Annotated in this window: 9 protein-coding genes and 1 tRNA gene; 6 read left to right on the forward strand and 4 right to left on the reverse strand. The window is 62.3% G+C overall.

Annotated features, from left to right (window positions below; translation table 11 throughout):
- The first annotated feature begins 9 nt into the window (after nt 1–9).
- Nucleotides 10–1389: an ABC transporter ATP-binding protein gene (locus NJLHNGOC_RS02010; protein ID WP_113594870.1), complete on the forward strand. Its 1380-nt coding sequence runs from the start codon at nt 10–12 to the stop codon at nt 1387–1389.
- Between the two features lie 498 nt (nt 1390–1887).
- Here NJLHNGOC_RS02010 and NJLHNGOC_RS02015 read toward each other — a convergent pair.
- Nucleotides 1888–1961 (reverse strand) — tRNA-Cys (locus NJLHNGOC_RS02015).
- A gap of 182 nt (nt 1962–2143) precedes the next feature.
- Here NJLHNGOC_RS02015 and NJLHNGOC_RS02020 point away from each other — a divergent pair.
- The 4 genes from NJLHNGOC_RS02020 to msrA all read left to right on the forward strand — a co-directional run bounded on the left by NJLHNGOC_RS02020 (nt 2144) and on the right by msrA (nt 7928).
- Complete coding sequence (locus NJLHNGOC_RS02020; protein WP_239021267.1) at nt 2144–2845, forward strand: protein-L-isoaspartate O-methyltransferase family protein; 702 nt, start codon at nt 2144–2146, stop codon at nt 2843–2845.
- A gap of 143 nt (nt 2846–2988) precedes the next feature.
- Complete coding sequence (locus tag NJLHNGOC_RS02025) at nt 2989–4434, forward strand: TolC family outer membrane protein (protein WP_113594872.1); 1446 nt, start codon at nt 2989–2991, stop codon at nt 4432–4434.
- Nucleotides 4435–4594: 160 nt separating this feature from the next.
- A complete protein-coding gene (locus tag NJLHNGOC_RS02030; RefSeq protein WP_113594873.1) occupies nt 4595–7291 on the forward strand; it encodes a valine--tRNA ligase in 2697 nt (898 codons plus the stop codon).
- Nucleotides 7292–7379: 88 nt separating this feature from the next.
- Nucleotides 7380–7928, forward strand: coding sequence for a peptide-methionine (S)-S-oxide reductase MsrA (msrA, locus tag NJLHNGOC_RS02035; RefSeq protein ID WP_113594874.1), 549 nt, complete (start codon nt 7380–7382; stop codon nt 7926–7928).
- Between the two features lie 216 nt (nt 7929–8144).
- On the opposite strand, the gene NJLHNGOC_RS02040 is transcribed toward msrA, so the two are convergent.
- From NJLHNGOC_RS02040 to NJLHNGOC_RS02050, 3 genes are all read right to left on the reverse strand, one after another.
- Complete coding sequence (locus NJLHNGOC_RS02040) at nt 8145–8492, reverse strand: hypothetical protein (RefSeq protein WP_113594875.1); 348 nt, start codon at nt 8490–8492, stop codon at nt 8145–8147.
- Between the two features lie 555 nt (nt 8493–9047).
- Entirely contained in the window at nt 9048–10016 is a 969-nt protein-coding gene (gene glk / locus NJLHNGOC_RS02045) for a glucokinase (RefSeq protein WP_110527253.1), read from the reverse strand.
- Between the two features lie 212 nt (nt 10017–10228).
- Nucleotides 10229–11062, reverse strand: coding sequence for an SDR family NAD(P)-dependent oxidoreductase (locus NJLHNGOC_RS02050; protein ID WP_113594876.1), 834 nt, complete (start codon nt 11060–11062; stop codon nt 10229–10231).
- 150 nt (nt 11063–11212) lie between these two features.
- Here NJLHNGOC_RS02050 and NJLHNGOC_RS02055 point away from each other — a divergent pair, with 150 nt between their 5' ends.
- Nucleotides 11213–12382, forward strand: coding sequence for a hypothetical protein (locus NJLHNGOC_RS02055; protein WP_113594877.1), 1170 nt, complete (start codon nt 11213–11215; stop codon nt 12380–12382).
- The last annotated feature ends 32 nt before the right edge of the window (nt 12383–12414 follow it).

The following is a 12414-nucleotide window of genomic DNA, read 5'->3' on the forward strand; positions in this document are numbered from 1 at the left end:
AAGCATACGATGCCTTCGCCTTCCGCAGCCCCCGCACCAACCCCGACTCCGGCCCCGCAGAGCGAAACACTGGTCCGGATCATCGACTGCAAGCAGGCCTATCACAAGGAAAGTGCTACCGATCTTGTCGTGCTGGACAACGTCAACCTGACCCTGCGATCTGGCGAAATCGTGGGGCTGCTGGGGCGCTCCGGATCTGGAAAATCCACCCTGCTGCGGATCATCGCGGGGCTGCTGACGCCGACATCGGGCGAAGTGATCTGGAAGGGCAAGAAGCTGACCGGACCGGCCGCGGGTGTCGCGATGGTGTTCCAGTCATTCGCCCTGTTTCCGTGGCTGACGGTCCAGAAAAATGTCGAACTGGGGCTGGAAGCCAAGGGCGTCCCCGCGGCGGAGCGTGAGGAGCTGGCGGAACGGGCCATCGACCTGATCGGGCTGGGTGGTTACGAAAATGCCTATCCCAAGGAACTGTCGGGCGGCATGCGCCAGCGCGTTGGGCTGGCGCGCGCGCTGGTGGTGCATCCCGACCTGCTGCTGATGGATGAACCGTTTTCGGCGCTGGATGTGCTGACGGCGGAAAACCTGCGCACCGACCTGGTGGAGCTGTGGTCGGAACGCAAGCTGCCGATCAAGTCGATCCTGCTGGTGACGCACAATATCGAGGAAGCGGTCCTGATGTGCGACCGCATCCTGATCTTCTCGTCCAATCCCGGCCGCGTGGCTCATGAGCTGAGCGTGCCTTTCGACCATCCCCGCAACCGGGAGGATGCGGCCTTCCGGCAGTTCGTCGATCGCATCTATGCCCTGATGACGCGGCGCGCGCCCGTCGTTTCCGAAGCAGACCTGACCGATACGGGCGCGCAGGGGACAAGTCCCCCGATCGAGGCCATCGCCCTGCCGCGCCTTGCGATCAATACCATGGTTGGCATGATGGAAACGCTTGCGGCCGACCCGCTGGATGGGCGCGCCGACCTTCCGCTGCTGGCCAGCAGGCTGCAGCTGGAGCTTGATGACCTGTTCCCGCTGGGTGAATCGCTACAGCTTCTGGGCTTCGCGGAACTGGAGGACGGGGATATCCTGCTGACGCCCGAAGGCATGCGCTTTGTCCAGAGCGAGCATGACGAACGCAAGCAGATCCTGTCGCACAGCCTGCTGCATAACATTCCGATGGTGCGCAGCATCCGCTCCGTCCTGGATGAACGCCCCAACCACCGCGCCAGCGCCGAACGTTTCCGCGATGAACTGGAAGACAGCATGTCGCCCGATTATGCGAAACAGACGCTGCAGACCCTGATCGGCTGGGCACGGTATGCCGAACTGTTCGATTTCGATGAAGAGGCGGACCAGCTTTTCCTTGATGACCGCGACAGGGCCAATGGAACGGTCTGATGCCGCCACGATTCCTGCCGGTTCATGAAACGTCTTTGATAATATGCATATCCGACTTTTGGCGAACGATACCTGAAACAGTTTCCCACAAGTAACGGCAGGCCGAATAGCGAACATAAAGCAGGAATCGGATACTTGCATCTTGGAAAAAGAAATATTTACCGTTAATTACAGTGAATATCGTTTTCCTTCTGACGGTCGATCCGCCCCATCAGTTCGATTCCCATCCCCTCCGCCAAACCCGTTCAGGCGTTCACGAATCCCCATCGTGCCTGCATGTCCCGCAAGAACTGTTTCCTGACACTATCTTCGTCAGCACCATGACCGGGCATCCGCCCCATTGCGGCATTACATGACGGACGATCCGCAATGCGGATGCGCCATTGCAATTTCCCATATCCGGACCTGCATGGATTTTTTATGCGAAAAGCATGCAGCGGGATGAATTTGAAGAAATTCCCGGTGCTACGACAAGACTGATTACCTGAAGTAATTGTCTGGAGGTCCGGGCGGGAATCGAACCCACATTCACGGATTTGCAGTCCGCTGCATCACCATTCTGCCACCGGACCTGACCGGGACAAGGGCTATATCCTCTTAATCATGCCGCAGGTCAAGCCGTTGTGTGCGGCCCACCTGCTAGGCAGACATGAAAAGCGGGAATAGAACAGGATCTGCGGGGAAATAAAAATTACGCACCCGCCGCGATGCACGGATCGCCACCCCGTTCACGGGGCCGATGGAAGGGAAGGTCATGAAGCAGCCAGTTATCGAATATCCCCCCCTTGATTACGAGGCGGCACGCCAGCGCATGGTCGATGCGCAGATCCGGCCGGCGCAGGTCAACGATCCGCGCATCATAACGGCGATGCGCCACGTCCCGCGCGAACTCGCCGTGCCGGAGTCCTTGCGTGAATTCGCTTACGCGGACCAGTCGCTGCCGCTGCCTGACGGGCGCGTCCTGACCGAACCCCGCGTGGTCGCGCGCATGCTGCAGGTGGCCGCCCCCCGCCAGGGCGAGCGGGTGCTGATCGTGGGGGCGGGGACCGGCTATCTCCCGGCACTGGCCTCGCGGATGGAAGAAGGGCTGCAGATCGACGCGCTGGAATCGGACAGGACGCTCGCCGCCATAGGGCAGGCGCTGTGCCGGACGTTCGCCCCCGACGTGTCGTGGCATATCGGGCCGCTGGCCGCGGGCGTGCCGGACAATGCGCCATATGACCTGATCCTGATTGACGGCGCAGTGCGTGCGATCCCCCCTGCCCTGCTGTCACAATGCGCGCCCGACGGTCGCATCGTGGCACCCATCTGGCCTGCCGACAGCGTGGCCTCGGTCTGCATCGTGCAGCCCACGGCGGAGGGCGCGGGCGCCACGCGCGCGGTGTTCGACGCCAGTGTTCCCCTGCTGCCCGAACTGGCCCCGGCTCCGACCTTCTCCTTCGATTCAGTCGCCTAGCATTCAGTCGTCCCGCACGGATATCGCGACAGCGTACCGGCGGCGTCCCCTGCGTCCGATTAACCTGACCGCAACCTCCTGACGCTAGTGTCCGCCCCGCAGGCGGACATGCCTGCATCAGGCCGGGCGCAGGGGATGATCGCATGACGGGACGCGGGATCGTTGGCATTGGATTTGCCGCCATTCTGTATGGGGGAACCGCACTGGCACGCGCGCCAGTGACACACATTCCGGCGGAATCCTCCCCTGTCCAGGTTCCGCGCACCCTGCAGGAAGCCCTGGCCAGCGCCTATCTGACCAATCCGGTCCTGCGCAGGGAACGCGCCACCCTGCGCGCGACGGACGAACAGGTGCCCACGGCACTTGGCGGCTGGCGGCCGACCATTACCGGCACCGCCGACATGAGCTATTATACCGGCAACATGACGATGGCCGCGCAGGGCGGGAACGGCGGATATACCCGCCGTTATGACCAGCCCGGCTATGGCGCGGGCGTCACGATCAGCGAGCCCATCTATACCGGCGGGCGCACGACCGCCTCCACCCATCGCGCCGTTCATGACGTGATGGCCGAACGCGCGCGCCTGATCGCGACGGAACAGCAGGTCTTCACCGATGTCGTCAACGCCTATGTCGGCGTGATCGAGGACGAGCAGATCCTGCACATCGACATCAATAACGAGAAATTGTACCAAGAACAGCTGCGCGCCACCCAGCTGCGTGCCCGTGGGGGTGAAATCACCCATACCGATGTGGCACAGGCCGAAGCCGCGCTGAACGCAGCACGCGCCACGCGCCAGCAGGCCGAAGGCACGCTGGCGGCGGCACGCGCGACCTACCTGCAGGTCGTCGGCGCCGATGCGCCGGACAACCTCGAACCGCCACAGCCGCTGGTGCTGCCCGTCACGTCCGAACAGGATGCAACGGTCCGCGCGACCGAAAACAATCCCTCTGTCATCGCCGCCCTGTTTGACGAGGCCGCGCGCAAGGATGCGGTCGGCGTGGCCTTCGCCGCGCTGCTGCCCTCCATCAACGCGCAGGCCACCTACATGCATGACATCAACCAGAACGAGGGCCGCTCCCTTTATGACAACAAGGCGGCGCTCGTCTCCGCTTCCATCCCCATCTATCAGGGGGGAAGCGAGTACGCTGCCGTCCGCGCGGCCAAGCAGCAGGTCGCGGAGGCCCACCGCGCGGTCGAGGTCCAGCGCCGCAGCGCCATCCAGCTGGCGGAGGCAAGCTGGCAGCGCATCCTTGCCAACCGCGCCGCCATCACCAGCAACCGCGAGGCGATTTCCGCGAACATCACCGCCCTTGCCGGGGTGGAGCGACAGGCCATCGTCGGGACCGGCACGACGCTTGCGGTGCTGCAGCAGCAGGAAACCCTGCTTCAGGCACAGGTCGCGCTGGTCATGAGCCTCGGCAGCCTCGTGCAGGCTTCGTATCAGGAGGTCGCGGCCATCGGACGGCTGACCGCGCGCGACCTCAACCTCGACGTGCCACTCTATAACGAGAAGGCCTATTACAAGGCCGTGCATGACCGCCTGTGGGGCATCAGCGATTATGCCCTGCGGGAACCGGGACGCTGATGACCGCCTGACCAACCGGATTTTCCGCATGGCCGCGGACGTGTCGCGGGACATGAGGGAATCTTGCGGCGTTTCTTTCGCCACGGATTGGGGTATATCTGCCACGGGCGGACATGTTGTCCCGTCGCGCGTCTGATTTAGGTGGATCTGGTTTTTAGCAATGCTTGATAAGTCTTTCTCCCCCGGCGAGACAGAAACCTCCCTTTACGCATTGTGGGAGGGATGCGGAGCGTTTGCCGCAGATCCCAACAGTCCGCACCGTCCCTATACCATCATGATCCCGCCGCCCAATGTCACGGGCACGCTGCATGTCGGCCACGCCCTGACAATGACGTTGCAGGACACCCTGATCCGCTGGCGCCGCATGCAGGGACGCGACGTGCTGTGGCAGCCGGGCACCGACCATGCGGGCATCGCCACGCAGTTGGTGGTCGAACGGATGCTGCAGAAGGAAGGCACGTCGCGGCAGACGCTGGGGCGCGAGGCCTTTGAAAAGCGCGTATGGGAATGGAAGGCGCAGTCAGGCGGTGGCATCACCACGCAGCTGCGCAGGCTTGGCGCCTCCCTCGACTGGCCGCGTGAGCGTTTCACGATGGATGACGGCCTGTCGGAAGCCGTGCGCGAAGTGTTCGTCACCCTGTACCGCGAAGGGCTGATCTATCGCGACAGGCGCCTGGTCAACTGGGACCCGACCTTCCGTTCCGCCATTTCGGATCTGGAAGTCGATAATCGCGAGATGCGGGGCAACCTGTGGTACATCCGCTATCCGATCGACGGACAGACGGAGCGCACCATCACGGTGGCGACCACGCGCCCCGAAACCATGCTGGGCGACATGGCGGTCGCCGTGCACCCGGACGACGAACGCTATGCCGATCTGGTGGGACAGTCGGTTGTCCTGCCGCTGACGGGGCGGCGCATCCGCATCATCGCGGACGAACATTCCGACCCGGAAAAAGGCAGCGGCGCGGTCAAGATCACCCCCGCGCACGACTTCAACGATTTCGAGGTCGGACGTCGCCATGACCTTGCGATGCCGAGCGTTCTGGACGCCGATGCCTGCATCACGCTGGAGGAAATCGCCGACGAACTGCAGGCACAGGACGGCATTTCCGACCCCGCCTTTGTCCGCACCCTGCAGGGCATGCCGCGCGATGAGGCGCGCAAGGCCATCGTGGCCGAGCTTGAACGCCTGGGATGGCTGGAAAAGATCGAGGCGCACACCAATCAGGTGCCCCATGCGGAACGCAGCGGCGCGGTGGTCGAACCCCGCCTGACCACGCAATGGTACTGCGACGCCAAGACCCTTGCCGCCCCCGCGATCGAGGCGGTGGAGACGGGGCGGGTCGAGTTCGTGCCCCGCCAGTGGGAAAACACCTTCTTCGCATGGATGCGCGATATCCAGCCCTGGTGCATCAGCCGCCAGCTCTGGTGGGGACACCGCATCCCCGCATGGTATGGCCCCGATGGCCACGTGTTCGTCGCCCATGACGAGGCGGAGGCCATTGGACAGGCCCGCGACCATTATGGCCGTGACGAGGTCCTGACCCGCGATGACGACGTGCTGGACACGTGGTTCTCCTCCGCCCTGTGGCCGTTCTCCACCCTTGGCTGGCCGCAGCAGACGCCTGAACTGGCGCGGTATTACCCGACGGACGTGCTGGTCACGGGGTTTGACATCATCTTCTTCTGGGTTGCGCGGATGATGATGATGGGCCTGCATTTCATGAAGGACGTGCCGTTCCGCAAGGTGTTCATCCACGGGCTGGTGCGCGACGAACGCGGACAGAAAATGTCCAAGAGCAAGGGCAACGGCATCGACCCGCTGGAGATGATCGATACCTATGGCGCGGATGCCATGCGGTTCACGATCTGCGCGCTGACGGGGCTGGGTCGCGATGTGAAGCTGGGCCGCAGGAAGGTGGAGGAATACCGTTCCTTCACCACGAAACTGTGGAATGCCGCGCGCTTTTGCGAAATGAACCAGGTCGCCCCGGTCAGTGGCTTTGACCCCGCGAGCGTGAAATCACCGCTGGGCCGCTGGTTGCTGGCGGAGGCGGGACGCGCGGTGGAGGACGCCACGGCGGCGCTGGAGGCCTTCCGCTTCGACGAATATGCCGCGACCTGCTACCGCTTTGTCTGGAACTGTTTTTGCGACTGGTTCCTGGAATTCGCCAAGCCGGTTCTCAACGCGGACGACAAAACAGGCGAAGCGGCCGAAATCCGCGCGGTTACGGCCCATGTGCTGGGCCTGATCCTGCGCCTGCTGCAACCGGTCATGCCGTTCATGACCGATGAGCTGTGGCATCGCTTCGGCTATGGCGCGCGTGGCAGCCTGATGCAGGCGGCGTGGCCCGCCCCCGACACTGTGTCCGACGCGCAGCAGGCCGGGGCGGAGATGGAATGGCTGATCCGTTTCATTACGGAAATCCGCACCGTGCGCGCCGAAATGAACGTGCCGCCATCGCGTCTGGCCCCGGTGCTGTTGCGCGATGCCTCGGCACAGACCGTTGCGCGTGCCCAAAAATGGGCGGAGGCCATCGGACGCATGGCCCGCGTGTCCGAAGTCCGTCCCCTTGAGGGCGAAATGCCGGAGGGCGCGGCCCAGCTGGTGGTTGACGAAGCCACGCTGATCCTGCCGCTGGCGGGCATCATCGACCTGTCGCAGGAACGCCAGCGCCTTGAAAAGGAATGTGGCAAGGTGGATGGCGAGATCGCCAAGGTCGAGCGCAAGCTGGCCAACGCCGATTTCGTGGCCCGCGCAAAACCCGAAGTGGTGGAGGAAAACCGCGAGCGCCTTGCCGCGTTCCGTGCGGAACGCGTGCGGCTGGATGCCGCGCTGGCGCGCATTTCCTGACAGTCAGGCTCACCGCTGCGCCGCTTTTGCATCCTGATGGAAGGACGCGGCGCAGCCATTCGCAAATCATGAAAAAACGGGAACTCCCATGACGCAGCAAAAGACGGAAGTGGCCGTTCTGGCGGGGGGATGCTTCTGGTGCATCGAAGCCCCGCTTCGCGAAATACGCGGCATCATCTCGCTCGAACCCGGCTATGCGGGGGGACATGTTCCCGATCCCACCTATGAAGAGGTCTGCACCGGCCGGACGGGACATGCGGAAGTCGTGCGGATCGAGTTTGATCCGGACATCCTGTCCTATCGCGATCTTCTGGGGATGTTTTTCGTCCTGCATGATCCCACGACCCTCAACCGGCAGGGCAATGATGTCGGCACCCAGTACCGATCAGCCATTTTCACGCTCGACGATGAACAGGCGCGGATTGCCCGACAGGTGTGCGACGAACTGACCGCGGCCAGGACATGGCCCGATCCCATTGTCACGCAGATCGTGCCACTGGAACATTTCTATCCGGCGGAAACCTATCATCAGGATTATTTCGCCAAGAATCCGGGCAATCCCTTCTGCAATGCGGTCATCCCGCCCAAGATCGCCAAAATCCGCAAGCTGTTCCGCGAACGTCTGGCCTCGCCCTGAGGGCCGGCCTGACAACAGCAGGTTCTGGGTGTCGCCTCTTTTAAAAAGGGCGACATCTTTCGAAGTTTTTTATAAAAAGCTTCACCAAAAACTTTTATAATTTCATGATGTTATTGGGACTGCTTTTTCAAACAGCCCCTGAACGGCGCTGCCCGGCGGGGCATGCCATCCGTGCCTGTCCGGCCTATATGGGCCACGGGCCGGATGGCTGACCGATCAGGGTTTCGGATCGAACCCGTCCATCAATCCATCAAAAAATGATTTCAGCCCCAGACGCGGGGACTGCGCCTGTTCCACGGCCACGCCATTGACCCCATCTTCGGGATATTTCGGCAAGGTCGGAATGGCCGTGCTCAGCTCACGCCAGAAGGCGGCAAGCTTCTGATGCTCCGCCTCGTGCGAGGCGGCGATGTCCTGAACCAGCTTCATGCAGGCCATTGCCTGCGGATCCTTGTTGTGCACGCCTTCCTTCAGAAGATTGGCGACATTCAGCACGCCGCTGGAACTCTGGTCCATCTGCGCCGACAGCGCGGAATAGGCATCGAGAATGGGCTTGAGATTCATCGGGGATTCTCCATCCGCTTTCGCGTCATGTTTTCCATATCGTTTCAATACCCGCCGCGCATGTCACCGGGCCGGTACCGCTTTCCTTCTCCATAGGCCACAAGAGTTTACACGACCAGAGGCCGGCCGGACGCCAGCCCTCGTTCCCCGTGACCACTCAACCCTGCGGATCATCAGATGGTTGCCCTGCCGGATGCCAGTCCGTGTATCTGGCATGCTTTCGTCCAATCCCAATTATGTAGTGTGCGATAATATTTTTACATCCATCTGGAAACTGGCATAAAAAAACGCCTGCCCCGCATTTTGCGGCACAGGCGCTCCGTTCAGGCCGGGAATATGGATGTTACCTGCGTTCTCCCCTCGCCTGCTCAGGCAGTGCTCAAGGATGCGGAAGATGCGCCTTCCTAAAGGCTGCTTGAAAAGGAAGGCTAGGTAACACCCTGAAATTATAAAAGTTTTTTGGTGAAGCTTTTTATAAAAAGCTTCAGAAGACGTCGCCTTTTAAAAAAGACGACACCCAGAAGCTTTCGTTATTTCCTGTTTTCAAACAGGTTTTTAACGATAGGCCTCGGCAAAGGCGGCGGCAGCCCCCAGCAGGCCGGGCTGCGGATAGGTAATCAGCTTGACCGGCATCGCCGCCATCAGGCTTTCGAAACGGCCCTTGGCTACGAACCGCTCGGCAAAGCCCGATACGCCCAGATGCTTCGCCAGACGCAGGCCAAGGCCACCGGCAATCACCACGCTGCCGCCCCCCTGCGCCAGTGCCAGATCGCCCGCCACCGTTCCCAGCGACAGGCAGAAACGTTCCAGGGCAGCGGCGGCGACATGGTCGCTTCCGTCCAGCGCCATCGTCCACAGGGTCTTGTCATCGCGGGTGCGGACCGGAAGGTTGCCGATTTCCGCGATCGCCTCGTACAGATTGCCAAGTCCGGGGCCGGAGACCACGCGTTCCACCGACACGCGACGATACCGCAGCCGCAGCAGTTGCAGGATGCGGTCTTCCAGCTGGTCCAGCGGGGAGAAATCGATATGCCCGCCCTCCGTCTCGCACACGAAATACCCATTCTTGTGCCGCACGACATAGGCCGAGCCCAGTCCAGTGCCCGGACCGACGATGGTGATGATCCCTTCCTTGGGAAGCGGCGTGTCCGGGCCGCAGATATGCTGGAGGCTTTCTTCCCCCACCTGCGCCACGGCATGGGCGACGGCGCCGAAATCGTTGACCAGCACATGCTCGTCAATGTCCAGCTTCGCCCCGAGCTGGGCTGGCTGGATGATCCACGGATTATTCGTCAGTTTCAGGATTTCGCCCTTTATGGGACACGCGACCGCAATGCCTGCCGCGCGCGGCAACGGCTTGCCCACCGAACGGCCAAACGCCTCCCACGCAAGCTGCAGGCTGGCATGCTCGGCGCATTTCAGGGTCGTTGCCTCTCCCATGCTGACAACGCGCCCATTTTCCACGCGTGCCAGCGCGAAACGCGCGTGCGTGCCCCCAATATCGACGGCTACGATTTCTTTCATGTGCGATCATTCTCCGCAGTCAGCAGGCAATCTTCTTCCGGGGGTAGTCTATTGGGCGGCAGGCTCCATGGAACGCCGGTTGTCCCATCCCCGTCAAATCAGACCCTCTAAAATGAATTTTGTTATCTGACGCAACTATGGCCGGAAACAGGGGCATGACATTGACTGAAGTCACGTAAATCCGTCAAATCCGGACCTGTCGCGCACGAATATTATTTTTTCTGTCCGTCCTGTGTCATCTCCCCACGCGGGACCTGACCGGCCTTCAGCCGCGAAAGGATCCACCGTTTAAGCGGCCACGGCACGATCACGTCCACCAGCCGCAGGATCGAGAACAGGAAGGGAAAGACCACGTGCGCCCTGTTGCGTTCCACGGCGCGCGCGATCTGCCGCGCGGCCGAGGGCGCGCTTTGCAGGAAGGGCTTGAACCCCACGACGCGACGGCTCATCGCGGTATCGACAAACCCGGGCGACACCAGCGTAACCCCCACCCCGTGGGGGGAAAGCGCCATGTGCAGTGATTCCGCGAAACGCTTCAGCCCGGCCTTGGACCCGGAATAGGCTGCGGCGAACGGGATGGCGTGAAAGGCCGCCACCGACCCCACCAGCACGATATGCCCGCGCCTGCGCCGCACCATCGCCTCCGCCGCGGCAGCCGCCATGGCCGACGGCGTGGCATAGTTCACCAGCCCGAGTTCCAGGACCGTCTCTGCCTTTTCGGTCGCGTCATCAGCCGTCTTCATGTCGCCCAGACCCGCCGCGAGGATGGCGAGGTCGATGGGCGTGCGGGCATCGTCTTCCCGATAGGATGCAATTGCGGCATGTCCGTCCTGCAGATCAAGCGCGCGTATCCGGACATCCGCGCCGCAACGTCGGCAATCACGCGCCACGGCCTCAAGACGGCCCTCATCACGGCCCCACAGCAGCAGATTCCAGCCCCTGTAGGCATAAAGCCGCGCCAGTTCCGCGCCAATTCCACCCGACGCGCCGGTAATCAGCGCCCAGGCGGGGGTCCCGTTCGTGTTCTGGCCGGGCCGTACTTCCATTGTCTGTCTTCCTTTCCACCACCATTTTGTGCCATCAGCACAACGAACGGGTTATTCAACCTTCTACACCACTCGCTGACATTCCCGCCACGTCATGCCCCCGGCGCGGCAACGGTAACGCCAGCACAGTCAGGAAGCTGCGGACAGGTCATGAACGAAGCCGACCAACTTGTCATTATTCCCGTTTCCGGTTTTCGTCAGATGACCACCTTCATCCAGTTACCCCGCCTGCTGTATGCGGGCCTGCCGGGCTATGTCGCGCCGCTGGACATGGTGCAGCGCGACCTGCTGCTGCCAAGCCGCAATCCGTTCTTCCGCCGGGGGCAGGCGCAATATTTCCTCGCCATGCGCAATGGGGAGGCCGTGGGGCGCATTTCCGCACAGATCGACCCGATCGCCATCGCCCATATCAAGGAGGATGTCGGCTTTTTCGGCGCGCTCGACGCGGTGGACGATCTGGGGGTGGTTTCCGCCCTGCTGGATGCCGCGGCGACATGGCTGCGGGAACGGGGCATGAAAGTCATGCGCGGCCCCCAGACGCCGAACAGCAACGGCGAATTCGGCATGATGATCGAAGGTCAGCATGAACTGCCGATGGTCGCCATGCCGTGGCATCCCCACTGGCTGCCGGGCATGATGGAAGCCTGTGGCATGGTCGGGCAGGAAGACCTGCTGGCCTATCGCATCTTTACCGGCCCCGACGCGGAAGAGGCGCACCTTGTCCCCGCCAGCCTGAAGATGGGCGAAGGCCGCCTTGGCAGCATCAGGACGCGCGGGCTAGACATGAGCCGCCTGCATGAGGAAGGGGAGATCCTGCGCCAGCTCTATAACGACGCATGGCGCAACAACTGGGGCTCCCTCCCGCTGACGCGCGAGGAGGTGGACGGCATGATCAGCGAGCTTCGTCCCCTGCTTCGCCCCGAACATTATGTCCTGATCGAACAGGACGAGCAGCCGGTGGCCTTCGCCCTGGTAGTGCCCAACGTGTATGACATCTCCAGCGATCTGGGCGGCGCCCCCACCCCGCTGGGCTGGCTGAAGCTGGGCAAGCGGCTGCTCCGGCATGAATTCCATTCCGCGCGCGTCATCCTGCTGGGCGTCAGTTCCCGGCTGGAGGGAACGGCGCTGGGCGCGATCATGCCCGCGCTGGCCATTACCGAACTGATGAAGCGCGGGCGCGTGCTGCCCTACCGCACGGTGGAGCTTGGCTGGGTGCTGGAGAGCAACCTGCCGATCCGCCGCCTGATCGAACGGATCGCGCCACAGCCTTACAAGCGTTATCGCGTATATGACCGCGCCCTGACTGATAACGACCTGTAAGCGACGGTTTAAAAAACAGCTGTTTTTTAAAC

This window comes from Novacetimonas cocois (assembly GCF_003311635.1).
Classification (GTDB): Bacteria; Pseudomonadota; Alphaproteobacteria; order Acetobacterales; family Acetobacteraceae; genus Novacetimonas; species Novacetimonas cocois.

Excerpts from the sequence above, each read along its gene's own strand:
- NJLHNGOC_RS02010 (WP_113594870.1), top strand. The coding sequence starts at position 10 with ATGCCTTCGCCTTCCGCAGCCCCCGCACCAACCCCGACTCCGGCCCCG.
- NJLHNGOC_RS02020 (WP_239021267.1), top strand. The coding sequence starts at position 2,144 with ATGAAGCAGCCAGTTATCGAATATCCCCCCCTTGATTACGAGGCGGCA.
- NJLHNGOC_RS02025 (WP_113594872.1), top strand. The coding sequence starts at position 2,989 with ATGACGGGACGCGGGATCGTTGGCATTGGATTTGCCGCCATTCTGTAT.
- NJLHNGOC_RS02030 (WP_113594873.1), top strand. The coding sequence starts at position 4,595 with ATGCTTGATAAGTCTTTCTCCCCCGGCGAGACAGAAACCTCCCTTTAC.
- msrA (WP_113594874.1), top strand. The coding sequence starts at position 7,380 with ATGACGCAGCAAAAGACGGAAGTGGCCGTTCTGGCGGGGGGATGCTTC.
- NJLHNGOC_RS02040 (WP_113594875.1), bottom strand. The coding sequence starts at position 8,492 with ATGAATCTCAAGCCCATTCTCGATGCCTATTCCGCGCTGTCGGCGCAG.
- glk (WP_110527253.1), bottom strand. The coding sequence starts at position 10,016 with ATGAAAGAAATCGTAGCCGTCGATATTGGGGGCACGCACGCGCGTTTC.
- NJLHNGOC_RS02050 (WP_113594876.1), bottom strand. The coding sequence starts at position 11,062 with ATGGAAGTACGGCCCGGCCAGAACACGAACGGGACCCCCGCCTGGGCG.
- NJLHNGOC_RS02055 (WP_113594877.1), top strand. The coding sequence starts at position 11,213 with ATGAACGAAGCCGACCAACTTGTCATTATTCCCGTTTCCGGTTTTCGT.